The 26,077-nt window shown below is 58.0% G+C and carries 21 protein-coding genes and 2 pseudogenes; 10 read left to right on the top strand and 13 right to left on the bottom strand.

The window, feature by feature from the left end; translation table 11 throughout:
- Positions 1-40 precede the first annotated feature (40 nt).
- The 3 genes from J0X27_RS05455 (at position 41) to J0X27_RS05445 (ending at position 4,600) form a co-directional block, all read left to right on the top strand.
- Entirely contained in the window at positions 41-331 is a 291-nt protein-coding gene (locus J0X27_RS05455) for an Hsp20/alpha crystallin family protein (RefSeq protein WP_207271392.1), read from the top strand.
- A 178-nt stretch (positions 332-509) separates the two neighbouring features.
- On the top strand, positions 510-1,886 hold the full coding sequence (locus J0X27_RS05450) for a beta propeller repeat protein (protein WP_207271391.1): 1,377 nt from the start codon (positions 510-512) through the stop codon (positions 1,884-1,886).
- 167 nt (positions 1,887-2,053) lie between these two features.
- The gene (locus J0X27_RS05445; RefSeq protein WP_207271390.1) at positions 2,054-4,600 is read left to right on the top strand and encodes a heavy metal translocating P-type ATPase; all 2,547 of its coding nucleotides are present in this window, start codon (positions 2,054-2,056) and stop codon (positions 4,598-4,600) included.
- 21 nt (positions 4,601-4,621) lie between these two features.
- On the opposite strand, the gene J0X27_RS05440 is transcribed toward J0X27_RS05445, so the two are convergent.
- Positions 4,622-5,107 carry a deoxyuridine 5'-triphosphate nucleotidohydrolase gene (locus J0X27_RS05440; RefSeq protein WP_097378154.1) on the bottom strand — a complete coding sequence of 162 codons (486 nt, stop codon included), beginning with the start codon at positions 5,105-5,107 and terminating at the stop codon, positions 4,622-4,624.
- 277 nt (positions 5,108-5,384) lie between these two features.
- Here J0X27_RS05440 and J0X27_RS05435 point away from each other — a divergent pair, with 277 nt between their 5' ends.
- Together J0X27_RS05435 and J0X27_RS05430 are read left to right on the top strand one after the other, a co-directional pair.
- Entirely contained in the window at positions 5,385-7,358 is a 1,974-nt protein-coding gene (locus J0X27_RS05435) for an aconitate hydratase (RefSeq protein ID WP_207271389.1), read from the top strand.
- 173 nt (positions 7,359-7,531) lie between these two features.
- Entirely contained in the window at positions 7,532-8,455 is a 924-nt protein-coding gene (locus J0X27_RS05430) for an LLM class oxidoreductase (protein WP_207271388.1), read from the top strand.
- A 4-nt stretch (positions 8,456-8,459) separates the two neighbouring features.
- Here J0X27_RS05430 and J0X27_RS05425 read toward each other — a convergent pair.
- Positions 8,460-8,852, bottom strand: a pseudogene (locus tag J0X27_RS05425) (hypothetical protein).
- A gap of 58 nt (positions 8,853-8,910) precedes the next feature.
- Positions 8,911-9,261, bottom strand: a pseudogene (locus J0X27_RS05420) (MBL fold metallo-hydrolase RNA specificity domain-containing protein); the annotation flags it as partial.
- Between the two features lie 1,015 nt (positions 9,262-10,276).
- Between J0X27_RS05420 and J0X27_RS05415 the strand changes: the two are divergent.
- Positions 10,277-12,058: an ATP-binding protein gene (locus J0X27_RS05415; RefSeq protein WP_207271387.1), complete on the top strand. Its 1,782-nt coding sequence runs from the start codon at positions 10,277-10,279 to the stop codon at positions 12,056-12,058.
- Between the two features lie 126 nt (positions 12,059-12,184).
- Positions 12,185-13,069, top strand: a complete 885-nt coding sequence (locus J0X27_RS05410; protein WP_207271075.1) for an IS1595 family transposase — start codon at positions 12,185-12,187, stop codon at positions 13,067-13,069.
- Between the two features lie 97 nt (positions 13,070-13,166).
- Here J0X27_RS05410 and J0X27_RS05405 read toward each other — a convergent pair whose 3' ends face one another.
- From J0X27_RS05405 to J0X27_RS05365, 10 genes are all read right to left on the bottom strand, one after another.
- On the bottom strand, positions 13,167-14,399 hold the full coding sequence (locus J0X27_RS05405; RefSeq protein ID WP_207271386.1) for an MBL fold metallo-hydrolase: 1,233 nt from the start codon (positions 14,397-14,399) through the stop codon (positions 13,167-13,169).
- A 112-nt stretch (positions 14,400-14,511) separates the two neighbouring features.
- Complete coding sequence (locus J0X27_RS05400) at positions 14,512-14,811, bottom strand: hypothetical protein (RefSeq protein ID WP_207271385.1); 300 nt, start codon at positions 14,809-14,811, stop codon at positions 14,512-14,514.
- A gap of 38 nt (positions 14,812-14,849) precedes the next feature.
- Entirely contained in the window at positions 14,850-15,194 is a 345-nt protein-coding gene (locus tag J0X27_RS05395; RefSeq protein WP_207271384.1) for a hypothetical protein, read from the bottom strand.
- A complete protein-coding gene (locus J0X27_RS05390) occupies positions 15,194-15,433 on the bottom strand; it encodes a hypothetical protein (protein ID WP_207271383.1) in 240 nt (79 codons plus the stop codon). The genes J0X27_RS05395 and J0X27_RS05390 overlap by 1 nt, the downstream gene beginning before the upstream one ends.
- Positions 15,434-15,904: 471 nt before the next feature.
- Positions 15,905-16,411 carry a hypothetical protein gene (locus J0X27_RS05385; protein WP_207271382.1) on the bottom strand — a complete coding sequence of 169 codons (507 nt, stop codon included), beginning with the start codon at positions 16,409-16,411 and terminating at the stop codon, positions 15,905-15,907.
- 115 nt (positions 16,412-16,526) lie between these two features.
- Entirely contained in the window at positions 16,527-16,910 is a 384-nt protein-coding gene (locus tag J0X27_RS18205) for a DUF7344 domain-containing protein (protein ID WP_425491942.1), read from the bottom strand.
- A gap of 245 nt (positions 16,911-17,155) precedes the next feature.
- Positions 17,156-18,313, bottom strand: coding sequence for a BREX system ATP-binding domain-containing protein (locus J0X27_RS05380; RefSeq protein WP_207271381.1), 1,158 nt, complete (start codon positions 18,311-18,313; stop codon positions 17,156-17,158).
- Positions 18,313-19,209 carry a hypothetical protein gene (locus J0X27_RS05375; RefSeq protein WP_207271380.1) on the bottom strand — a complete coding sequence of 299 codons (897 nt, stop codon included), beginning with the start codon at positions 19,207-19,209 and terminating at the stop codon, positions 18,313-18,315. Before J0X27_RS05375 ends, J0X27_RS05380 begins: the two co-directional genes overlap by 1 nt.
- Positions 19,206-20,240, bottom strand: coding sequence for a tRNA-guanine transglycosylase (locus J0X27_RS05370; RefSeq protein ID WP_207271379.1), 1,035 nt, complete (start codon positions 20,238-20,240; stop codon positions 19,206-19,208). Before J0X27_RS05370 ends, J0X27_RS05375 begins: the two co-directional genes overlap by 4 nt.
- A gap of 97 nt (positions 20,241-20,337) precedes the next feature.
- The gene (locus J0X27_RS05365) at positions 20,338-23,241 is read right to left on the bottom strand and encodes a DUF6884 domain-containing protein (RefSeq protein ID WP_207271378.1); all 2,904 of its coding nucleotides are present in this window, start codon (positions 23,239-23,241) and stop codon (positions 20,338-20,340) included.
- Positions 23,242-23,482: 241 nt separating this feature from the next.
- Between J0X27_RS05365 and J0X27_RS05360 the strand changes: the two genes are divergently transcribed.
- From J0X27_RS05360 to J0X27_RS05350, 3 genes are all read left to right on the top strand, one after another.
- Complete coding sequence (locus J0X27_RS05360; RefSeq protein WP_207271377.1) at positions 23,483-24,388, top strand: endonuclease/exonuclease/phosphatase family protein; 906 nt, start codon at positions 23,483-23,485, stop codon at positions 24,386-24,388.
- A 332-nt stretch (positions 24,389-24,720) separates the two neighbouring features.
- Positions 24,721-25,074 carry a DUF7344 domain-containing protein gene (locus J0X27_RS05355; protein WP_207271376.1) on the top strand — a complete coding sequence of 118 codons (354 nt, stop codon included), beginning with the start codon at positions 24,721-24,723 and terminating at the stop codon, positions 25,072-25,074.
- Positions 25,075-25,328: 254 nt separating this feature from the next.
- The gene (locus tag J0X27_RS05350) at positions 25,329-25,595 is read left to right on the top strand and encodes a hypothetical protein (RefSeq protein ID WP_097007351.1); all 267 of its coding nucleotides are present in this window, start codon (positions 25,329-25,331) and stop codon (positions 25,593-25,595) included.
- Positions 25,596-26,077 lie beyond the last annotated feature (482 nt).

The raw sequence follows: 26,077 nt of genomic DNA, 5'->3' as shown, positions 1-26,077 counted from the left end.
CCAGCCGGGGAGTTTCCACTCGTCGTGGAAACGTGGATGCATGGCTGTCCCGCCGTCCTCGGAAGCAGCGTCGTTTCCCGTTCCCACGCAGTTCGTGTACGAGGGACGGGCCGATCGGTTTCGCGCCGCCGTCGATGTCGCTCCCGCGACTATCGACGACGTGACGGTCGAAGTCGGCCCGCGTCGCCTTCGGATCGCGGTCGACCGGCCCGACGGCGTCGCCGAACGAACCGTCACGCCTCTCCCTCCCGACCTCGTCTTCGGCGACGAGCGAACCGCGGTCTACAACAACGGCGTACTCAGCGTCTCGCTCGAGACGCACCGGCGGTGAGACGGCGGTACTCGTCTCGCTCGAGTTCGAACGAGTCGGCGAATCGCACGGCGTCGGTCGATCGACGAGCCACGGGACACTCGCGCGTGGCGATCGATCGGCCGATCCGGCGGACGTGCCTGCAGTACGTTTTTGCTCGCTACTCCGATAGGGTGATGCGAATCTCGGGAGTCGACCAATGGCCACCCACTCGCGTTCCGGCGACGGATTCGTCTCGTTTTTTCGCAGCTATACGAAGACGTGGATCCACGCGGTCGCGACGGCCGGCCTGACCGCGTTCGGAACGCTGACGATCTTCCATCGCGGGTTCATCGTCCTCGCACTCGCCTCCTACGTCGTTCCGCCGATCGTTCTGTACGTTCGGGGTCGGTCGGATCGAGCCGACGGCGAGTCCACGGCGGAGCGAGACGCTGCTCCCGCGGCCGACCGAGACGGTGACGGATCCACCGCCGATCGGGAGGCTGACGGACCGACGGTCGACCGAGCGCGTGACGTGACAGCTGCCGGGCGAACGAGGGACGGGGAGACCGGACCCCTCGAGCACGCCAGTAGCGGGGGCGGCCAGACCGAGAGCAGTGCTGAGGCCGACGCCAGCGGCGAGGTCGTGGGGAGCGGCGAGACCGACGCCGACCGGGCGAGCGAGGACGAGCGCACCCGCCGCTGGCGTCTCGTCGACGTTCCCACCGAGGCGACGCTCCGTGACGTCTGCGTGACCGAGAGCGGCGCGGTCCACGCCGTGGGCGAGGACGGCCTGGTCCTCACCGGCGATCCTGCCGACGGTGACGGGGCCGACCTCGAGTGGTCGATCACCCTCGCGGACGGGCCGGCCGCCGAGGGCGACGAACTCAACGGCGTCGACGCGACCGACGGCGGCCGAGCGGTCTGGATCGCGGGCGACAGCGGTTCGGTCGGTCGACTCGAGGCCGAGACGGGGCTTCACACGGACTACACGGCACCTGCGGAGATCACCGACAACTGGCTTGGCGTCGCTGTCGGGGGACCAAGCGGCGACGAGACGGTCCTGCTGATCAACGGCTCCGGCGCGGTACTCCGCGGTCGATACGGGGACGGCGAGTGCTCGTGGGACGAGCCGGTCACACCCGGCAGCGGTTCGAGTCTGAGCGGGATCGCCCTCGCGGACGCGTCGGTCGGCTACTGCTGTGATACGAACGACGCCGTCTTCGAGACGACCGACGGCGGCGAGTCGTTCGATCGCGTCGGGCTGGGGGACGCCAGTGGGACCCTCGAGACCCCCGCGACGCTTGGACTGGGCGACTGCCTCGTGAGCGCGGACGACGGGATCGTCCACCGCTACGGCGGGTCGACGTGGACGCCCGAACGAGTCGGTGAGGAGGCCATCTGTGGCCTCGCTCGCCGTGAGGGAGAGACGATCGCCTGCGACGCCAACGGCGCGATCTACGAGCGCCCCGCGGCGGCCGGCTGGACGGTCGTCGACGTGCGCGTCCCGGAGCCGCTACTGGCCGTTTCGATCGGGACTGCCGGCGAGCGGGCGGTCGCGGTTGGTGAAGAGGGGACCGTCGTCGAACGACGCTGAGACGGTTTGGCTGTCATGGGTCCGGCACACCGCCACAGCGGATCGGGGCTGGGCCGGCACTGGCCGACAGGTGTCCGTCTGAGCGTGGACGCCCCCGAGCGGAGACGCCGGGCGACGAATCGGTCGGATCGGCCACTGTTATTGCCGTCGAACACGCAGTGGCTCCTGTGAGTAATCGACGCGCGGGGAACGACCGACGCGACTGCTGTCGGCTCTGCGGGACGGCGCTCCCGGAGCGCACCGACGAGACGGCGTCGGACGGCTTTTGTTCGACCGGCTGTCGCGATATCGCCGCCGAATACGGGACGGGCGGCGACGACGCTGCCGACCGGAGCGATAGCGAGCGAGGCGAGGCGGCTTCGCAGCCTCGGATACGCGAACGGCACAGCCGTGAGCGAGGCCGACGGCCGACTGAGGAACCCGACGGACCCGCGGCCAGCCGAACGTTCTTCCGGGTCGACGGGATGCACTCGGCGACCTGCGAGGCGTTCCTCGAGTCCGTCGCCGAGGATCGCGACGGCGTGACCGACGCCGAGGCGAGTTACGTCACCGAGACGGTCCGGGTCGATCACGACCCCGACCGGATCTCGGCGGACGCGCTCGAAGACGTGCTGAGTCGACTCGGCTACACGGCGTACCTCCGAGCGGACGCGACCGCCGACGACGAGACCGGGGGGACCCGGCGCTCGCGCGAGATGTCCGGGCTCCGGAAGCGCCGCTCGGAAGACATGCTCGAGATGCGGTACGTGGTGGGGGTCGTCTTCGGATCCTTCCTCTTGCTCCCGTTCGTGGCGGTTCTCTATCCGATGTTCCTGACCTCCTTTACCGACTGGGGAGCCATCGCACACTTCGAGGACGCGTTTACGGGCTTCAGCGGGCCGCTCTATCTGCCCCTGTTTCTCGTGATGACGGGGGCGATCGTCTACCTGACCGGCGGTCCCCTCCTGCGGGGTGCGTACGTCAGCCTGAAACTTCGCCGACCGACGACGGACCTGCTCGCGGCGCTGACGGTACTCAGTGCGTACGGCTTCAGCATCGTCGTCTCCGGACTCGGGCGCAACGATCTGTACTTCGATCTGACGATCGTCGTGGCCGCGGTCGTGATGGGCGCGACCTACTACGAGGCGACGATCAAACGCCGCGCGACCGACCGGCTCACCGACCTCACCGTCTCGCAGGTCGATACGGCCCGGCTGTACGCCTCGGACGGATCGACGACGGATATCCCCGTCGCCGACCTCGAGACCGGCGATCGCGTCCTCGTCCGGGAGGGCGAACGGATCCCCGTCGACGGGACGCTGGCGGACGGCGAGTGTACGGTCGACGAGGCCGTGGTGACCGGGGAATCGCTCCCGGTCACGAAACGGGAGGGGGACGACCTGGTCGGGGGATCGGTCGTGACGACCGATGCGGCGGTCGTCGACGTCGGCGAACGCACGACCAGCAGCATCGATCGGCTCACGCGGGTCGTCTGGAACGTCCAGAGCGCGGACCACGGCGTCACCCGCCGCGGTGACGACGCCGCGGGGACCATCGTCCCGCTCGTCCTCGTCGCTGCCGTCCTCGTCGGTGGTGGGTCGTTCGTCGCCGGGGAGACCGGAGTGACCGCCTCGCTGGCCGTCCTCATGACGCTCATGGTGGCGAGCCCGTGGGCGCTTGGGTTCGCCACGTCGTACTCCGTCGCCGCGAGCCTGCAGGCCGCCCTCGAGCGCGGGATCGTCGTCTTCGACGAGACGGTCTTCGAACGCCTTCGTGCAGTCGACGTCGTCGTCTTCGACAAGACCGGCACGCTCACGACCGGCGACATGACCGTTCGCGAGGTCGACGCGCCCGACGATCTCTTGGCGGCCGCCGTCGCCCTCGAGCGGCGTGCGGCCCATCCGGCGGCGGCGGCGATCACCGAAGCCTTCGCCCCCGATTCCGCGGCAGATGGGGAGGCGACTCGAGCGGACGGCGGGTCCACGACGGTCGACACGGCGGTCGAGGAGTTCCGAACCCACGCGACCGGCGTCGAGGGGACCGTCGACGGCCGGACGGTGCTGGTCGGTCATCCCGACCTCTTCCGGGAGCGAGACTGGACGCTCGAGGGCGACCTCGAGGCGCGGATCGACCGCGCGCGGGCGGCCGGACGGCTCCCGGTCGTCGTCGGACGAGACGGGACCGCGGAGGGAGTCGTGATCGTCGGCGACGAGCCCCGCGAAGGGTGGGACGAGACGATCGCGGCGCTGGACGAGTCCGGAACCGATATCGTCGTTCTGACCGGCGACGACCGAACGGCCGCCGAGGTGTTCGAACGCCATTCCGGCGTGGACGACGTCTTCGCCGGCGTGCCGCCGAACGGGAAGACGGCGGCCGTAGAGCGATTGCGAGCGGATAATCGAGTGGCGATGGTCGGAGACGGGACGAACGATGCACCGGCCCTCGCCGCCGCCGATCTGGGGATCTCGCTGGGTAGCGGGACGGCGCTCGCGGCCGACGCGGCGGATATCGCGATCGTCGACGACGACCTCGTGGCGGTCGAGGACGCGTTCGCCCTGGCAGGGGCTGCACGCGATCGGCTCCGGCAGAACCTCGCCCTGGCGTTCGTCTACAACGCGATCGCGATTCCCGCCGCCGTACTCGGGGCCGTCAACCCGCTCGTCACTACCGTCGCCGTCGTCGCCAGCACCTTCCTGATCGTTGGAAACGCGGAACGCTCGCTCGTCGAGGACTGATCGCTGCGAGCGGGCGGCCGTCTACGACTCGAGGTTCTCGCCCTGATAGCTGCCGTCGTAGACCTCCTCGTGGTCGGCTTCGGCGAAGACCAGCTGGGCGATCCGGGCCCCACGCTCGAGTTCGATGTCGTGGTGGACCTGCAACAGGCCCTCCCCGCGACCCTCGTAGCCGGCGTCCCACACCGCCGTATTGAGCATACAGGAGTTGCGCATGAGCGACGAGCGAGGATAGACGAACCCGACGTGTCCGTTCGGAATCGCGATCCGTTCGCCGTAGCGGACGACGTAGGAGCCCTCGGGCAGGTAGTAAGTGTCGGGATGCTTCTGCTCGAGTTCCTCGAGCGGGCGGGCGATCCGGTCGCCGATCTCCTTGCCGTCCCGGCCGATGCGGCCCGGTTCGAGCTGCTCGAAGACGACGTCCGCGGTGAGATCAACCCCGTTTGGCTGGATCTGTGCGTCGGTCGTCGGCGAGACGTGGTCGGCAACGAAGGCACCGGAGCGGAACATGACGTTGTCTGTCCACCCAACGCCGCGGCGACGAGAAAAGCGTATCCGTTCGAATCGCCCCACCAGTTCGGTACCGTTCGACACGCACTCGTTGCGCGGGACCGGTCGGCACCCCGATCGAAGCGACGTATGGGGTGGAACGGTTCCCAACGGTGAACGAACGGTCACTCGTTGGGCGATACTCACTCGATACCCTCCGCTTTGGACCCCTGACGGCGGTCGCCGCTCGCAGAAACACGCTGGATTTATCAGGACGGAAAGCCCAGTTCTGGGTGCTATGGGACAGACTCTCACCGAAAAGATTCTCGACGACCACCTCGTCGAGGGCGAACTCGAGACCGGCGAGGAAATCGGGATCGAGATCGATCAGGTACTTACGCAGGACACGACCGGGACCATGGTCTGGCTCCAGTTCGAAGCGATGGGGCTAGACGAGGTCCAGACCGAGATCGCAGCGCAGTACTGCGACCACCAGACTTATCAGTTCGACTTTAAGAATACCGACGACCACCGTTTCCTCCGCTCTGCAGCCGGTAAATACGGCGCTCACTTCTCCCGACCCGGTAACGGTATCTGCCACAACGTCCACCGCGAGAACTTCGCGGCCCCCGGCAAGACGCTGCTGGGTTCGGACAGCCACACGCCCACGCCCGGCGGCCTCGGCGAACTCGCCATCGGCGCTGGCGGGATCGACGTCACCGTCGCCATGGGCGGCGCTCCCTACTACATCGAGATGCCCGAAGTCGTCAACGTCCGCCTCGAGGGCGAGCTCCCCGAGTGGGCCACCGCGAAAGACATCATCCTCGAGATGCTCCGTCGCCTCTCGGTCAAGGGCGGCGTCGGCAAGATCCTCGAGTACACCGGTCCGGGCGTCGAAACCCTGACCGCACCCGAGCGGATGACCATCACCAACATGGGCACCGAGCTCGGCGCGACCACGTCGATCTTCCCGACCGACGAGCAGACCGAGGATTACCTCCAGCGCGTCGGCCGCGGCGACGAGTACGTCGAGCTCCAGCCCGACGACGACGCCGACTACGACGACGAGATCGTCGTCGACCTCTCCGACCTCGAGCCGCTGATCGCACAGCCCTCGATGCCGGACAAGGTCGTTCCCGTCAGCGAAGTCGAAGGCGAATCCGTCGAGCAGGTCATCGTCGGCTCCTGTACGAACGGCGGCTACGAGGACATCCTCCCCGTCGCCAAGATGCTCGAGGGCCGCGAAACCTCGATGGAGACCGAGACGATCGTCGCACCCGGCTCCAAGCAGGCCTCCGAGATGCTCGCCCGCGAGGGCTGGGTCGCGGAGATGATGGCCGCCGGCGTCAACTTCTCCGAGGCGACGTGTGGTGCCTGTATCGGCATCGGTCACGTGCCGTCCTCGGATTCGGTCTCGCTGCGTACCTTCAACCGCAACTTCGAGGGTCGCTCGGGCATCGAAGACGACAACGTCTACCTCTGTTCGCCGGAAGTCGCCGCCGCAGCGTCGCTCAAAGGCGAAATCGTCGACCCGCGCAACCTGGCAGACGAACTCGGCGATCTCGAGGCCCCCGGCGTCGAGCTCCCCGACGAGTACGACGGATCGAAGACCGACCTCATCGCACCCGACGAAGCCGTCGACGACGAGCTCATCAAGGGCCCGAACATCGGCGACGTCCCGCTCAAGGACCAGCTCGATACCGACATCGAGGGTGAGGCGCTCCTGAAGATGGAGGACAACATCACGACCGACCACATCATCCCTGCGACGCAGGACATCCTGATGTACCGGTCGAACGTCCCTAAACTGAGCGAGTTCACCCTCAGCCGCGTCGATGACACCTTCGCCCAGCGTGCACTGGATGCCGACGGCGGCTTCCTCGTCGCCGGCGAGAACTACGGGCAGGGCTCCTCGCGAGAACACGCCGCTCTCTGTCCGATGTACCTCGGTATCGAGGGTGTCCTCGCACAGAGCTTCGCACGCATCCACCGTGCGAACCTCTTCAACTTCGGGATCGTCCCGCTGACGATCGACGAGGACACCTACGAGAACATCGACCAGGGCGACAACGTCGAGATCGTCGACGACGTCTACGACGCCGTCACCAGCGGACAGGAGGAGTTCACCGTCCGCATCAACGGCGAAGACGAGTACACGGCGACGCTGGACGCCTCCGAGCGCGAACGCGCAATCCTCGCCGCCGGTGGCAAGCTCGCCTGGACGAAAGAGCAGGCCGAAGGCGGCAGCGGCGCAGCGCCCGCCGACGACTGATCGGACACCGACGACTCGGCAGCCGGTTCCAATTTTCGTTTTTTCGTTCGTCGGCGAGTGACGATGCTCTCGAGCCGGCGCTCGTTTCAACCACTCCGCCGTCGGGCATCGCTACCGGCAACGACGGGCGGACAACGCCACCGTCATACCGCTCCGTCCGATAGCACGATCGAATGCCTGCCGGTGGACACGCGAACGCTGGCTATCGACGCCTGTTCGATCACGACGGCCTGACCTTCGGTGTCGGCTTCCCGCTCACGGGAGCGAACCGCTCGACGCCGACCGTCGCGGACGAACTACACCTCGCACAGCACGCCGAGTCGGTCGGGTTCGACGGGCTCTGGGCCCGCGACGTCCCGACCTACTGGCCGAAGTTCGGCGATTCGGGCCAGACGTTCGACACCTGGCCGTGGCTCTCCCACGTCGCCGCCCACACCGACGACATCGCGCTGGGGACCTCGAGCATCGTCCTCACGCTCCGCCATCCACTCCACGTCGCGAAATCCGCGGCGACGGTCGATCGACTCTCCGACGGGCGGCTCGTCCTCGGCGTCGCCTCCGGCGACCGCGATCCGGAGTACCCCGCCTTCGACGTCGACCGCGAGGACCGCGGCGCGCTGTTTCGCGAGTCCGTCGACGCCCTCCGGACGATCTGGCGCGAGGAGTTCCCGAACCTCGAGGGCCGGTGGGGGAGCCTCGAGGGCGACCTCGACGTGGTTCCCAAACCGACGACCGAGACGCTGCCCCTCCTTCCGACCGGCCACGCCCGCCAGTCCCGCGAGTGGATCGCCGAGCACGGCGACGGCTGGCTGTTCTATCACCTGCCCGAACGGACGCTCGAGGACTATCTTACGGACTGGCGCGAGACCGCCGGCGAGAAACCGTTTACCATCGCCGTCCGAGTCGAACTGGCCGACGACCCGACGGCCGAACCGGAGCCACTCCACCTCGGATTCCACGCCGGGGTCGAGTGGTTCCGGGAGTATTTCGCTCGACTCGAGTCGTACGGACTCGATCACGCGATTATCGGCCTGCAAAACGACGACCGAGAGGCGGCGCTGTCGACGTTCGCCGACGAGATCATCGACCCCCTCTAGCCGCTCACCTCGCGGCGATCGCCTCCCCCTCTCGGTGGGAACGGTCCCGCAGCTGTTGTTTCCGGCGACGCTCGGTCACGTGATCGACGCCGTCCGCCAGTTCGTCCCTGACGATGTCCTCGAAGGCGTCAACCTCCTCGAGGAACGTCCCCGAGAACTCCTCGACGAGTTCGAACGTCCACTGGTCGCTGATCGCGCCCGCGGGGAGGTGGTCGTCCCGGAGTTCGTTCGCCCACTCCTCGTGGCCGGCCTCGCGGAGACGATCTTCGGCCTCGCCGATCCGATCCATCGCGTGGCCGAGTTCGTGGTGGAACTCGAGCAAAGTGCCGGAAGCGCGGTAGACGTGCTCGATCCCCTACTGGAGCTCGTGGAGGGCCGCCCGTTCGGCGTCGCTCAGTGGAGATCGGCGGCTCGGCGGAAAACGGTCGGCGTTGCTCGTGCCGGATGGGGCCCGATCAGAGCTCGAGGCGGTCGCCGAGTTCCGGGGCGGTCGCATCGAAGCCGTCGGCGCGCAGTTCGTCGGCGAACGCCTCACAGCGGTCGCCGTGATTGACGAGGACTCGCGTGTCTCCGTAGGACTCGAGGAACGCGTCGAGCCCCTCCCGGTCCGCGTGCGCGGAGAAGTCGTACTGCTCGACCTGGGCACTGACCGGCATCATTCGGCCGTCGATCTCGGCGCTGCCGGTCTCGAGGAGATCGCGACCGGGCGTCCCCTCGACCTGATAGCCGGTCATGGCGATCTTGTTCGTCGGATGGGCGCGGATCGCGGGCACGTAGGTCATCGCGGGGCCGCCGTGGAGCATCGGAAACGAAGATGTGCAAGTGGTCTTGCTCCCCGGAAACTACGCGGCCGTTATGCTATACTGAGTTTTGATACCCCCTTCGCGCCAATCGGATTCGAGCTCGTCGCACATGTAGCGACTCCCAAAACCCCATGAAAATAGGACCATCACAGATATAACAAATCATTTGTGTTATTTTGAATATGTATTATCCGCGTCGGGTTATAGGTTGAAGTCCGAAAAACCATGATGAATTTCTATGCCAGAAGTGACGGTTTACTAGTAAATCTATCCTCTCCATAGGGTTCTTATGTATTTGAGGGAACCAATGATCAGGTCACTAGCCGACCAAAACACTTAATGCCACATGGGACATATTGTTACTCTTCGGTCGATACACGAGTGAACAAGGGAAAGAGAGAGAATTGATATGATTTCCGACACTCAAATCATAGGGGTTCTCTGATCTCCAGATATGCAGTTTAGAACATAGCAGATGGTTCATATCGTCTATTTCCCCTTTCACTTCTTGTCTGGGTGTTCGACGAGTAAGTGGGTAGGTCCACTACTTTCTGAGGTTTTCGTTCGCTCATTATATGTTCCTCCGCAAAGGTCATAATATAATATATCAGATGAATACTTATGATTCGGATTTGGTACCTTTATCCCCAAACCCCGTTATCATGGCTCCTTGGGGCCTGAAACCCATAATTTCAAAATGTAAAATTGCCAAGGTTTATATATCGGCCGAACATACTCAGAAGTACGAACGATGAGGAGATGAAAGGTAAGTCCACCCAAACCCGCGGACCGTGACTTTGGAAGGGACCGGTGAGCGGTCGGGTGGCGCCCAAGAGAGCGCACGTATGCGCCCGGACTTGAGCGAGTTGCATCTGGGTGTATGCGTCGGAGCGCTATAACTTTTCGCACTCACAGCAGCAGCACTCTGCACGCTGTTGCAGCGAGAAGTAGAAGCGCGATACCGTTCTTCACGATCGGCACAGAGTCGAAGTCATCTGCCTAGAGTGAAAACTCCACTATGAACGAAATCAAACTCACACCGACGAAAGACGCATACACCGCGATTAAAGCGGACGTCGATGAGAACGCAGCGGTCAAGGAACTCATCGATAACAGTATCGATAACGGACGCCGACAGAACCGAGACAGCGTTACGGTCAAAGTCCGGTACGAAACGGACAGTAACGGCACGCCCGCGCTAATCATTGAGGATGACAGCGGCGGTCTGAAGCCCGAAGAACTGAGCATGGTCTTCGCACTGGGGGAAAGTGAGAAGGACGACATCGAGGGAAGCATCGGTGCCTTCGGCATCGGAGCGAAGAAGGCCTTGATGTGCCTCGGAAACGAGTTCACAATCCGCAGTCGTCATACCGATGCCAGTACCGGGTACGAGTACACGGTCGGACAGTCCTGGCTCGCGGACAGCGACGAGTGGACCGTTCCTGTAGACGAAGTCGAACTCGAATCGGGCACGACCGAGATCGAGATCCGTGACCTGAACTTCGACTGGACCGACGTGCGTGGTCGTCTCGAAGACGACCTGAGCCAGACGTACGAACTACACCTCCGAGGGAAGACGTCGGTTACTCTCCGATTGCTCTTCCCTGACGAGGAGACCAGCGGACTGGAACCGCTTCACCCGCCCGCGCGCCCGTCATACAGCTACGCGCCGTGGGACGGGCTTTACCCTCGTCGATACGACGGCATCATCCTCGAACCTGACCACGTGTCGACGCCGGTTCACATGAGCGTCGAAGTGGGTCTACTGTCGACTGGGGACGGGGACGAAGCTGGCATCGACTGGGTATGCCAAGAACGCGTCGTCGAACGAGCGAACCGGGACGCGGTGAGCGGTTTCGACGAGGAGCTTCCCCAGTTCGACCTGAGCAAGCAAAAGCGCCTGAAGGGACGAGTCGAACTCTACACCGAGGGCGACGCGTCCGAGATGCCCTGGAACTCTGACAAATCGCGCATCCACGCTCGTCACCCGGTGACTGAAGCCGCTCGGGACGTACTCCGGAAGGTCGTCAAACGCTACATGCGCGCGGGCTACGGTGAAGTAGAGCCTGCGTTCTTCGAACCGTACACTGACGACAGTCGCTACGCGGCCAACGGTGGTGACATCGCAGTCGTAGACCTGAGTGAGACTTACCGACGGATGCGCCAGGGCAAAATCACGCAGGTCCAGATCAACGACAAGCCCACGAAGGGGTTCCCGAAGGTCACCGACATGCAGGACACTGCGTCTGCGCACGCTCAGCTCGGCATCAAATACGAATACCTCGACTGGGTGGAACCGTGGATGCGACCCACGTACCACGCGCTCACTGAGGCGAAGCGTGCGAAGTTCGGTTGCTTCGACTCTCTAGAGGAACTTCAGAGTCGTCCCCCGGACTTCACCCAGGAGGGGCGTAGCGGAGAATCCGAGCGCAAGCGTCTCTCGGAGATGGCACGTGACCATATCAATGAGGGTGTTCGTTACACTGACCTCGCCGAGTGGGAGCGTCCGCGCTACCTCCTCGAACTAAATGAGGCGTCCGACAATCGCGACATCGACATCGAATCGCTCGAACCCGTCGACACCCTTCCGGACGGTGACGACGAGGAGGAAGAAGACGAAGAATCGGTCGAAACGGCGCACATCTCGTTCGCAGAGTTCACAGACGACGAACTCGCACTTCTGAACGAGCATCTCGGCGAGGTCAAGGAATACTCGCCTGAAAAACGGAAGGAGGTGCTACTCGACCACTTCCGCCGACTCAACATGGCCGGCGTCCGATTCGAAGCACGCGCCGACTAACGGCGATACAAGACTACTTTCCTATTTTACGTAGAACGCTCATCCGTAGGAGATTGTTGATACTGCTGAGCGGTCGCTGTGAAGTCAAAGAGGACAAGGGCACCGCGTCAGCGGTGCCCGACACGAATGATTCCACTCGATGTGTTTGGGTCGGAATCGGTCGCAGCGGACCTGTTGCAGCAGGTTCGCTGGCGTGACGGTGTTACCTGTCCCCGCTGCCGTTCTGACCGAACGGTCAGAAACGGCAGCTACAGAGAGTTCCAACGGTATCTCTGTAAGGATTGCGACCGCACGTTCAACGACAAGACGGGCACGATTTTCGCTCACTCGAAGGTTGTACTCCGCCGGTGGCTGTTCTCGATCTACGCGTTTCTCCGGTTTAACACGAGTCTCCGACAACTCCAGTGCGAAATCGAGGTCACACACAAAACGATGCACCGGCGCATCGAGCGCTTCGCCAGAGCGCTCGATGCGCCTTCTCTCGATCTTGTCGGCCCGGTCGAAATCGATGAAGTGTACGTTTCTGCCGGGAAGAAAGGCCGCGAGCGCGACCAGGAGTCGCGCTCGCGTGGCCTGTCCACGCGTGGGCGAGGTTCATACGACGGCGACAAGCCACCCGTGTTCATTCTCGCTGATCGCGGCACAGGACAGCGGTACGTAATCCCAGCGAAAGCCGCCAACGAGTCGACGATTCGACTCCTCTTGGCAGACCGCCAAGAGGAGTCGTTGACTGTCTATACTGACGGCTTTCGAGCGTACGAGCCACTCGAAGCGGACGACGCATTCACCCGTGAATACGTCGTCCACGGTGACGGTGAATACGCCGACGAAGAGGTCCACGTCAATACCTGCGAGAGCCACGCGTCGCTGACGCGACGGTGGCTCTCGCCGCATCGAGGTATCTCGAAAGATAAGCTGACACAGTATCTCAGAGCGTTCCAGCTTCGCCGAGAACTATATCGAAAACCGGGACGAGACGCACTCAAACACGCTATTCGAGCAACACTCTGAAATCAACAATGAACTACGCAAGAGCGTACGTAGAATAGATATAGTGACACTATAGCAGCTGCTGTCTATATTTTTATATTATATGGGACATTATATATTAAATAACGTGTATGGAGCCGAGTTGCGGAGCCGTGGCTTCAAAGCCATCTGCTTGGAGGTCAGATGCAAATTGGTCACACTTGTCACCATGGTTTACTAAGATTGATGATCCCTCATACGATTTCAAGAAATCCAGAAGGCTATCGCGATCAGCGTGCGCAGAAAAGTCATATTGTTCGACTTGGGCACTAACAGGCATCACGCGGCCGTCGATCTCGGCGCTCCCCGTCTCGAGTAAATCGCGACCGGGTGTGCCTTCAACCTGATAGCCAGTCATCGTGACCTTGTTCACCGGATTGGATCGGATTTCGGGAATATAGGTCATAGCGGGGCCACCAGACAGCATTCCACTGGTGGTAATGATCGCTGCTTTCTGGTCGGTGATTCGCTTTCGCTGGCCGTTTCGCCCGGTGACGAACCGAGCGTGGGATTTTGCTCGTCGAAACGCATCTGCGTCGCGAACGAACTCGGGATACTGCTGAAGCATCTCGGTTACCTGCTTTCCCATTCCGTCGACGTAACAGGGGATGTCGTACGCGTCACAGATGAGCATCATCTCTTGCGTTCGTCCGATCGCGAATGCAGGGACGACGACCGTACCGCCCTCCCAGAGTGTCGTCTCGATGCTCTCAGCGAATCGTTCTTCCACCACGGATCGGTCCTCATGCTCAACATCGGAGTAGGTACTCTCGCAGAGCACGACGTCAGCCTCGGGTCGCGCAGTCGTCCCTGAAACCAAACGCTGGTCGTCAGTATGGAAGTCTCCCGTGTAGAGCAACCGTGTATCCCCATCGTCAACGAGTACGTGAGCACTTCCTGGGATGTGTCCTGCATTATAGAATGTCACGTCATAGCCAGCCGCTTCGAAGGTTTCCTGATACCCGTGCGTTTTCGACACCTGTGTAACGCGCTTGAGATCGTTCTCAGTAAACGGGCAATTGTATGATCCCCCGTGTAGCTTGAGCGTGTCTCGCGCAAGCGTCAGCGTTAGCTCGTACGTCGGGGGTGTCCAATGAATCGGCGGCCGTTCGTCACCGGAAAGCAGGGACGGTATCGTACCAACATGATCGAGATGCCCGTGCGAAACAACGACTGCATCCGGGTTCGGTGTTTGCACCGGGAATTGAGGAGGATTGTCCGTCAACATCCCAAAATCGAGTAGAAGAGAATCGTCCACGAGAATGGCGCTTCGGCCGATCTCGCGTGCTCCGCCAAGAAACTGAATCTCCATTATCGGATTTATACTCGCCAACCGCTTTTCTTCGTCGATTTACCCGAAGCTATCTGTAGAGGTAACCAACATCAATAAAACGGGTTTACAGAAGTTTCTCAGGTAGCAGTAATCAAGGGCGGTGTTCGAACTCTAAGGATTCGCTCAACTGTGGCGTTTCACTTAGGCTTTCGTCGCCCTCGTTATACTCGAGAGTACGATCGACGAGGAGCATATCTTCCTGTGCAGCAAGCTTTAGCACCGGAGAGATGTCTGGTATCTGTTCGCGGGGATCAGCAGACCAGCGAATGACTACAGTTGGATCTTCGAACAGTTCGTCAAGTGGTCGATCGTAATCTGATAGAGGGTTCCCGACGACTTCGAATCGGTCAAATACGTGATCGATGGTGGAAGCAAAATCCTTGAAACTCATGCTGGGTTGTATTTTAGTAACAGAGAAGTTCACTGGGGTCAGTAGAGCACATTTGGGTCAGAAACGTCTGAGAATACTGAACCCCCACTCTTCCGGAGAGCGGTGATCGCATCGTCTATCAGATCATCCTCTGATACGACCACAGCGCCGTACAGCATGTCATTTGCATTGTCGAGAGCGTTACAGCCGTCATTCCGGAAAATAGATTCGGGATAATGTACTGAACCGAGCTTGATCACCGATTTCGACCCCTGCTTGTGACGACTTGCACTGCCATGCCGCGTTCCGAGGAGAACGACCGGATTGTCGATGTGGACTCCAAACTCATCGACATCAAGATGAATGTCGGAAAGTTCGTAGAGTCCGACGGGTGTTGCGAGCATTAGACACCTCCGAAATGCTGTTCGTAGACCTCATCGAGGGCTTCAGCCATTTGGAGATACGCTTCGTGATGTTCGCCCGGACCAATCCTGTTGTACCCTGCATCGGTCTCGATGGCTCCCGTTGAGTCCAGAACCGGCAGGTAAATGTCCAGCATCAGACCTTCCAAGATCGACACGCTAACGTCTCTGTCATACTCTTCGTCACGGAGCGTTTCGCGAGTGAGTTCTTCGAGGGACACTGGTTCATCAGCGTCTGCAAGAACCCGGAGAATAATTCGGTGTTCAGAATCTCCTAGTATGGAGTAAATTTTTGTCTTTCGAGGTTTGTGCTGCCTATTTTCCAGTGTAGGTGGTTGCGAGGTTTGCGTCATAGTTGACGGTTAAAGTGGACGGGTGATCTCGAAAAGCCCACTATTGTTCCAGGTCGTTAGTGGAGCGAAGTAGCATTAACAGCGACGCCCACAGTCACCCTCCAACGCTATAGCCCCTCTACCCCCACTACAATACGGAATATAGCAATTCAAAACTGGTCTCGCCCACAGGGTGCTTAGAAGAATTCACCACGGAAATGAACTAAACGTGCTGAACCCTTCGAAATTCTCTGAGGTGACCCTGTTGTAGTCAGCAGATTCAGTTAGAAACGGAAAATATCATACCCCCAGTTGATAGTCACCTAATATATAACCGCTCCGTTCAGCAACTACGCGTGCTTATCGGACAGGCTTCCGGAGATAACCTGCATCCTCAACCTGTTGGAGGAGAGTCTCCAGACGCTGTTTCTTGTCGCCACGGCCCTTGAGGCTCGCAACTGTTCCCCCAAGGGTTCCGCCTATCTCTCGTGCCTCCTCATACTTCGGATCTCCGGGACCCAGAACAGTATATTCCGAGAACTGGAGCCCCTTCTTTTTGCTCTCACTATCTCCAACTCGGTCCAAGAGGCGGATGCCGTTCGTACCGAATCGCCCGACAGCGATTAGCCGGGAGTCGTCTGAACGCAAGGTACCGATACCTCCTGCCTGAGAGGCTTCTTCAAATCGATTGAATACCTCCCCGGCTTCAGTTCGAGAGGACGAGGGAGCATCACTACTTTCGAAGGAATATCCCGTATTGAAATCAACCACCCATAGTCCTCGAGCGATGTATTGTCTCTGGGAGGCAGATGGAACGGCATTGTTCTGACACGCGATAGCGACAGGCTCTTCAAAATTGCTTGCCATGGCTCACTATCAATCCTCTCTTCACTTTAAAATAGCCTGTTGAATGTACAGTCTGTACTGTCTACGGATTTCGAAAGATCCTCTGAATAAAGAAGCTATATTGCCAATTCCTCGATTATACTCGAGGGTCGTTGCGAACTAACAGTTCTACTGCGGCGCCAAATTCCGGTCCAGGCCGAATTATATTGTCTTCGAAGTCGATAACATCGTACTCAGAGAGGAGGGGGAGGTGACGGCGACGAAGAGTCTGACGAATGTCATCGTAATCAGGATCCTGATCGGAACGTTCATCGATGTAGTCCCGAAGATTTTGCGCAAGTTGTCGAAGCGACATCTCCCTGTTTGGAGCAGCTAGCACCTGCCGCACAACGTGCTGACGGCGGGAATTCGTCCACAACTTGGCCCTCTCAGCGATGACCTCGGCACTGTTATCGAAGTACCGTTGGTCCTTGCCAAGCGGGCCAGTCCTATCTTGTTCATCTTCGCCATCAGAGGTCATAGGACCCCTCCTGCTTGGAGTTCTTTTGACTACGATACATCCAACTTCGAGCGTAGGATTCAGGACGTGTGCGTACGTATCGGATCATGCGGTCGAGCTGGTCTGACCGCATCGAGGTTAGAGCACCCACGAGCCAGCGTGGGTCGCTCGCCTCATTCGAGACGAGGATTCCTCGACGCGGTTCAAGATGGTTTGAGGGACAGAAGCCCCATAACTAGTGGGATGTTCGTTCAGTAGATCACTTTTCACATCGATTCTTGAACGAATTCGGGTGTGACCTGCTCTCGGTTTTCCTCAATAGCAGAGTCCAACACGCGGCTACAGATAGCGAGGGCCTGGCGAACGTTACCCTGTGAACGTTGTAGAATCACGTCCAACGCTTCATTAGTAAACGGGTCGATCGAAGAAGCTTCGGTCGGCCCATTGCGTTCTCGACTGAGGTAGTCTAATACCAGGTCGTTTAGATGCTCGTTCGTAAGCGGTTTCAGGGCAACCTCCTCCCCGATTCGCTCACTGAAGGCATGATACTCACTCATGACGTCTTGCCAGACTTCGGGAGCACAGCCAAACAACATACACAGCCCGGAACTATTCTGGTCCATCAGGTGTCGAATACTGTTGAGCGTAGCCTGCTCGTTTTTTGGGCTGAGACGTGCGATACTCTCGAACTCGTCGACGAAAACGAATACGCCAGTGTAACCGAGCTCGAGTAGCATATTCTTGAAAGCGGTAAACGCCCGGACGCCCATCGTATCGTCATCGAGTGCGCTGTGGATCTCCATCTCCTTGCGCTGCTCATACCGGATGCCCTCTGCGGTCAACCATTGCCAAGCATAGAGGTTGGTGTCTTCATACACCATATGTACGATCGCACGAGCAAAGTCGGCAAAGTGAGTCACATCGCTTAACCGTCGAACCGCCTCCGGGACGATCTCAGAGAGAAGGATTTCTCCCTCATCGATGAGCGATTTCATTGCACTCGCGCTAATTGGATTCGCATCTGTGACATCTCGAGCAACCGAGGCGAGGTACTCGTAGGCCAACTCTTGGACTCGATTGAAACCTAGGTCGTACACGAACTCATGATAGATGTCGAGAAAGCCCTCTCCCGGTTGAGCGACGTACCCAACGACGACATCGTCCCGGTCCCGTAACAGCGAGCGGGTATATTTGAGCGTATGTGACTTTCCGTTGCCGTATTTCCCAGTGATAACGAGATGCTTTGACTTTCCAGTCGAAAGCATCGTGGAGACTGTGGAACTGATTTTTTCGGAGACGTGCTGTTGACCACAGTATATTTCGGGGTCCTCTGCGGGAACCGGACTGTACGGAAACGGATTAGCCTCGAGACCGTACTGTGAGTAGTCTTGCTGTTCGTCTGAAATGTCGAATGCGTCGGCCATTATGTATCCTCCTGGTGGAACGTGACCTCGCGGTCGTGGACCGCGAGGTAGTAGTATTGTTTGTCGTACAATTCGACGCCAGACATCACCTGCTGTGTCGACTGCGACGTGGAGACTAACGTTCCCTCATCTGCCACGGAAATCCGCTTGATCCCGAGAGCAGAATCTTTAGCCTCCGTATCCATCGGAGCTCCCGAAAGCTCGAGTTTGCCGACGTTTTGCTGGCAGAGAGCGACTAGTGCCTCGTTGAAACCCGCACGTGAACATCCAATTCGCTCACAGACTTCCTCCCGAAGTTGCGGTATCGACAGATAGCGCTGTCGCAAATCTACGCCTGCTGTCTGTTCGAGGTGATCATAAGCGTCAAGCACCACGAAAGGGAAGTTGTCCGGAATGCTGGATTGGCTGGTCAAATAGTAGCTCCCAGTGAAGGCATTCCGCTGAACGCGACCTAATCGTTCGGCCCAGTCACCGACGACCTCTATGCCGGTCTGGTTGAAGGAATAGGGTGTATACTTCTGGTTTTCTTCCAGGCACTCCAGAAGGGTATCGAGGTCTGTCGGTTCGAGCTGCTCCAGAACCTCGAGAAATGTTCCGTAGTGAGGGCTACGAGTCGCGAGGATTGAACTCACTTGCTGCCAGTTCTCATCCCGAATCGCCTCTAAGAAGGCTTCGCCGATAGCGGTGGTCCCGTAATAGGAATCGTCATCTGATTCGCGTTCGTCCAGTAGATCGATTCGTTTCGCTTCCAGAACCGTTTCTCGCGCTCGTCGATGACTTACATCGAGGGCAGTCTCGAAGTCCTCTGTCGTTTTATCTCCGTCTTCACAGGCGTGTGTGAGTTCGACCAGACGACTCAGTGTGACTGGACGGATCGTCGCTCGTTCGTCACTCATGTGAGCCTCCTCACTTGCTGTTTTGCGGTCTCATAGGCTCGCTTAGTGACTTCGTTGCCCTGGAACCGAAGATCGAGATAATTCTCGACATCTCGATCGGACTCAGCTATGTATTTGAATCGCCGAAGCTCCGTTGCAAGCGCCCAGAGATTATGCTGAGTGAGCGCGGTTCGATCTTCCCGGATGTCCTCTAAGCTCCGTTGCCCACAGATCGGACAAGGGCAAGGCAACCGATCTAAGTCCTCGATGTTGTGGAGCTCTTCCCCTCCAAAACCAGGTATCAGGTAGTTACGATTGCCGGCACTTCTGATGAACGCCGACGAGTCAAAACTATCGACACCGAGATAAAGTAAAAGTGGTTGATAGACTAATCCACCGAGCCCATAGACGTGTAGATGTTTCTCAGTCGCATTTCTTGCAGCCAGTACCAGCTTTGTTACCTTTTTGTAGTCCGTCCGGATCGGAACCATACTCCCGAGTGCGTATCCGTCAAAATCCCCGTGGTTCTCCAGGTACTGGATATTGTTCCGAATTGTTTCTGGATCGTACCCGTGAACGCTCGCAAAGAGTAGAGCATCGCCAGTATGGAGATCACTTGCCTCGAGAGCAAACTCGATGCTTCGATCGATACGCCGTTGATTCTCTGCTGCACGGTTCTCTCTGGACAAAGGAATGTCTATTGTCCCGTGTATGTCGCTATCTAGTTTCCGTTGAGTTTTGATTGTCTTTTTCGGTGTAGTGTCGATCTCCTGCTCAGAAAAATCGAATCCACCGCTATCAGCGAAGATGATGGTCTCTTCTGGAACATCCATCTCTTCGCGGAGAGTCACACCATTCGTTAGCCGATTCCACATCGGGTCCCGGTTCCGTATCGATCGAGCGTTAATCATCGCCGCGGAAAACTCCGGGATAGTGCCGACGTACTTGGGAGTGTTGTCACTCGATCGTTTTCCCACGTTCCGAACCGGGAAGAGAACTGGTGTATCCAGTTCCCCGTGGGGTAGATCGAGTTTTCGTTGTCTGTACAGCATCCCTCCCGCTCGGATAGGCTGTTATCTTACTTAGATAATGGGGCGATAGACGATCAGAAGAGGTGAAGTATAGAGGTCCACCTTAGTAATTTCTCGTCTAATACTTCTCGAAGGCCATCTGAGTAGGTTCCTCTTCTACACGACGACAGAGGCCCTCAATCGCTTCAGGTTCCAGTGATTCGACACTGTCTATACGGTGTGCGAAATTCTTCATATAGTGTCCTTTCAACCCTACTACGATTGTGCCGTGGTTTTTCGCGTCTTCTGTGCGGGCAGGTACTGACACGATATTATCGAACTGATCGTCGACGAGTTCCCGGTTGAAGACGACTCCAATACGGTCAGAACGAACGTTCTGGACCATATTATCGATGTCAATGCTGGTGTAGTAATCCTTCCCGAGAGTGAAGAAGACTACATCGTAGTCTGACTCGTTCAGCACCTGCTCTAAGTCGGCCTGAATGCTGAGTTGTTTAGATCGCTCCCTGATGTCGGCAACGCCCATCGAGCTGAACGTCACTTCATATGGCGGCAACGGTTCGTCCTCGGAAACGAGGCCGAAGCCTGCACTTATGAAGTACCGCTCGACATCGTGACCTTCTCCTTTGAGTCGTCTAACCGCTTCCTTCACGAACTCCTGCTGTCGGCCCGTGTAGAGATCCTTGGCGTTGATTCCGGGAACATTATCGCGCTCCAAGAGCTCTTCTCTCGAGAATTGGAGCGTCTCTTTATCATCGAAGACGGGTGCACCTTCGGGGATGTCCTTCGAGCCAGAACATTGGTCGATAACCAAAATGTCGAGCCCATCCTGGACGTTGATTTTGGGTGGGTGAGGCAGGAAGTCATCCCCAGCTATGTAATTCTCTCCGCACGCTTCCAAAGCATTCTGGCGCAGTTTCGATGGATCTTGGAACGTCTGGATTGTGCAGTTGCTTTCTTCCACGGCATCTACGATGTGCTCGTCGATTTCTCCGTCAGGTGTGTGGAGGAACACCTTCTGGTATCGCTCTGCTTGCTGGCCAAGGTTTTCAGCCATGCGACTCCGGGCAAGCGAAACGCCGGTTGGGGTCTCGTCCCACCATTCCCGTACACCGCCGGCATCCAAAACGCCAACTTCGGCAACTGGGAGATCATGCACCTGCTGCCAGAAGTCAGGATGCTCGGCTCGAAGGTAGTCCTCGATAGTTTCGTAGCCGTTCAGAGATGCCGTACCTCGAGTTCCGATGAGGATTTTCGGTAGCTCGTCGGTGAACTCGTCGTAGAACCGTCGGGTGTTATGGAATCCACGTCGACGGTTGCGGTCGTTACCACGGAAGATACAGACCTCGATACTGTTCTCGGTACAGATCGAGCAATCGCACTTCTCCCAAGGTCGGTTTTGCAGTGTACGCTGGTACTCTTCTAAGAGGTCTTCGTCGCCGATCCACGTCGCGTAATCGCGAACGACGGTCCAAATCGCATCACAAGTAGTTTCAGGATCGTCGTTTTCGAGGATGGTAGTCATACGCGGGAAAGGCTCGAACTCCTGCTGTGCGACGGTTAGTAGATCAGAATACTCTTCGAAGCTAACCGGGTCTTCGGGATCGTCTTTCCGAAGAAGTTTGACCAGCTTTCCTCGAAGATTGTCGCTGAAGCTCGCTTGGAGCTCTCGGGCGTACTCGAAATCGTCTCTAAAAGCGGTTTCAACTTCTTGGAGTAGCGAAGCGTCGTATTGCTCGTCGTGACGGTGTTCACGTAGATATTCTCGAGTGGCTGGAAGGACCTTTTCTGCTTTCTTCTGCCACTCATAGAGCGCGTCAACGATGGGTTCCTCAGAATCGAAGGCTCTCAACGCAACTAGCGTCTCGCGGCCTCGAAGGGACTTCTCCACGGCCTCTGCAAGAGAATCGCGGTTAGATGGGTAACGAACCCGAATCGCGTCGTATCGCTCGTTGTTGTCAAGCCGGTAATTCTGCCCTCCTGTCCATGCCGAACGGAGCATACTCGCACTATCGAAACTGGTCATCCCCGATCGACCGACCGTCTCGAATCCTTCGCTCTTCGCAAACCCGAAGACGTGCGAGTCAATGCGAGTGTTATTCTCGCGTTCAAACTCCTTTACAGTCTTTCCGACGCCCTTCACGATTTGCCTGACGTCGTGGATGGGACTGCCAGCGACGCCACCGATACCGAGATAATTGTATCCAATGTCGAGCACTTCTTCCGTGGCCTCGATATACGTCTCGGGGTTCCAGCCCTGGATCGCTACCATTAGCCGGAACGGGTAGTTACCTCGGTGGTACAGGTCGTACATCTCCTGAGCGTTCCGGAGAGTAAGCTCGTATCGGAATGCTGCGTCGTCCTCTCGGTACACCGCTCTGGGATCGCGAGCCAATCGCGCAAGTACCGTATCGACGTCACCCTGGAAGTCTTCTGGAGCAAAGGCCTCGACCTCCTTCTTCGATTGAGTACAGATGGACGGTTCGTACTCCTCGACGTAAGTAGGCCATTCGTTGGGCCACTCGTCGACCATCAAATCGACGACGTCAGTCAGTGCGTCTGGGATGTCACTCTTCTTGAAATCGGTATGGAAGGCGCGTTCGTCGAGGTACAGACGACCCTTATCTTTCCCCGAACCCAAAACGAGGTGATCGATAGTAACGCCGACTGTGACCTCCAGCGTTTCGTAGAAGTCAAGCATCTCGGCGTTCCCGTACGGAGGGAACGGGAGTGACTTGTAGCCCCACGCGCCGCAGTCGCTGATCGTAGGAAGCCATTCTGGAACGGACAACACCGGGTCATCGTAGACCCCGTACTCGGCGAGACGATCTGCTTTGCGAGTCGTCTCTTCAACTTGTTCACGCGAAATTAGCACGCCATCGATCGGGGTTGTATCGCGCTCGAAAATATCCCAGATGTAATCTAGATCCCGCTCCTGGCGGTCGAGAGTAGAGAGTTCGTCGTGTCGGAAATCGTAGTGGGAATCGACCGCGTCGTCCCACTCAGGAACGTAAAATCTCACAGATTCTATTCACCGTCTTACGCTAAGTTGGTTCCTCCTTATGAATCTCCCTTTCCGCTTCGTCGAAGTGTAGTTCCGGAACGGATGAAAATATTATCACGTTAGGACGTACCCGAGCCCGAGGTGGGCTTTTCTAGTCTTGTTGAAACCCACAGCAGGTGATGGAGATTAGCGGTCGTGCTGGAATACAGCGCGCGTATACTGGGATTGGATTATAATTCTAGAGCCAGATATAGACGGTATGGAGGTTTTTTCGTGGAACGTCCAGGGTGCGTTTCCGCCGGCCGGATCACCTGACCGGATTGACAAGCAGATTCAGTTCATTGTGGAGAATGCCGACTGTCCCGATCTCCTGATGCTCAACGAAGTGACGACTAACCGGCGTGAACTCTGGTATAACAAACTGGAGGGCATTGCCGGGTATGCGGAAATCGTGGATACCTTGGATTGGAGTCGCAAACTCGGAGAGCTTGACGTGCCCCCCTTCCAAGATTTCAACGGGGTGAACGGGAATCTCATTGCGATACACGAGGATAGTGCTCTGGAAGACCTCAGTAGACAGACGCCAAGTATCAGTGAGCCCCCGTTTGGTGACGCTACCCGCAAGCACTGGGATACAAATTTCCCTGAGAAGATTCTCAACGCAGAGGTTGATTTCGGTGATACAACGATTGATCTCTGGAACGTACGGACCGTGCCTGGGAATATGTTCGGGGAGGAAAAGATCAAGATTCTGGAGAACGTATACAACCGCATTCTCGCGAAAGAGACCGGGCCCCGAATACTCGCAGGGGACTTCAACGCTCCCAAGGCTGAGACCGAAGACGGTGAGGTGATTCCGTGGCGAAGCGAGAAGGACGATGCACTATCGGAGCGATGGCAGGCCGCAGAGTACAACATTCTGACAGGTCTAGGGGATGTTGGGATGGTAGATGTCTTTCGAACGATCTACGGTTACGGTGATCTCGGTACACTAGACATCAGTCATCCTACGGGAGACCGTGATACCCTGACGGGGAAACGATTCGACCACGTGATCGCATCAGAGAGCCTGAATCCTGAGGACTGTTATTATGACGCTGATGGACTCGAATGCAGTGATCACGCTCCGCTTTTTGTCCGATTTTCGCCTAGCTTTTCTACCTGAGACTGCTAACGGTAGTGAGGATAGCCCCTCTATCCAGCATACGAGTTCTATCAACTGGGGGAAAATTTTGACAGAACCCGGTTTCTCTAAGAGAGGCGAATCCCAAAGCTTGGTTTGTTGGCCACTGAGCCGATTTACCTACGGTTAAGACGGTTCCCGACCTACACATTTTTGACGCGCGGTGGTCCACAGAAGTGGGCCCGGTGGTGAAGACACCGAACCCGCGCTGTCTGGAGCAGACAGCATGTACATAGTCGAGGACGATTCGCAAAAGTCCGACGATGGAATAGTAGATGCAACTATCGCATTGCCCTCAACGGAGGTGGAGAAGAATGGCAGCTAAGAGTGACGTCGACACCCGACCGGCTTCGGTTCACAAACTCCTCGGCAACGAACGGCGTAACCTACTCATTCGGTACCTCTCTCTGTTCAAGGAGAACGCCTCTGTAACAGTCCGTCACATCGCGAGGGTCATTCGAGGGATAGAGACCGGAACCCCGCCCACGCAGGTCAGTACAGGCGATTACGAATCAGCCTACAACGGACTGATCCAAACGCACCTCCCGAAACTCAGCGCGAAGGGCTTGATTGAGTACGATGAATCAGCGAAGGAGGTAGTGGTAACCCCCCGTCTCCAGAGGTACGCATCGATCTCTGTGCTCGCTCAACTTGCCATCTCGGTCTAAGGTCACCTCTTTAGAATAAAGTAAGTCACCAGTCTACGCGGCCAATATCTTTATCTCTTGACCGCATTTGATCCAGTGGACGACGGCCTACCGCGTAGTGGGATGCGTGGTATGCTCTAAAATTACGTCGTCCCCACCTGGGAAGCTTGGGAGTTGCCATCCTCCATCGGTGGCACGAACTTCCCTTTTGAAATAGTGACACAGCGCCGCCAAAGTAGCCGGTATTAATTTGTGTGAACACAGAACACTCGACCATGCCAAGAATCTCTCAGTCAACCACGCTGGAACAGGTTGAACACATTCTCGGGAGTGGATCTGGGATCCTTGATTTTGCAGTTGAAGGCGAGAATGACTACTACACATGGGAGGATGGTGAAGATGCGAATTGGGAGATAGAGGACGTTGACTGCGTCAAAAACGTTGAAGAAGATCGGTTCATCATGTTCCCTGAAGGAGATTCATTCACGTGTGAGGTCGAAACCGAAGAGGATGAGAGTCGAGTTCGCTGCTGGTGCGAATGACCAATTTTGTACGAGTTGGCTCTGATGAATCACTGGGCAGCGGCGACTTTCGGTAGGAAACCACGTCGCTCAAGACGTCACGCTGGAACGCTCTTGTGTGCAATCTCGAAGGATCCGTATTGGCGAGCCAATTAGACGTTCTCACGATGACTCCAACCCATTAGACCCCTTACAGTATGGCGATTCGCCAGAACCTACGAGTTAATAATAGCAGTGGGGTCTGAAAACGCAGAAATAACAGATGGAGTTCAATTTGGTGGCCAATAGTGTATGGGAGTTTATGTAATACTGACAAATATCCTAATACCTGAATTTTCATACGATACCTCTTGCCACGTCCACCAATTCTCAAGGAATGTGTGCAATCTGCCCACATTATGATAATCAGTCAAACTATTCCGGGCGCGAATTAAATCTGAGTTATAAAAACCATCTTATGTATAGTGGGCTACCTAGCACATGTCTGATTTTGAATATTGTGT

Source organism: Natrinema longum (assembly GCF_017352095.1).
Classification (GTDB): Archaea; Halobacteriota; Halobacteria; order Halobacteriales; family Natrialbaceae; genus Natrinema; species Natrinema longum.
Note: the sequence above shows the minus strand (reverse complement) of the source record. Positions and strands in the feature narration are given on the sequence as shown.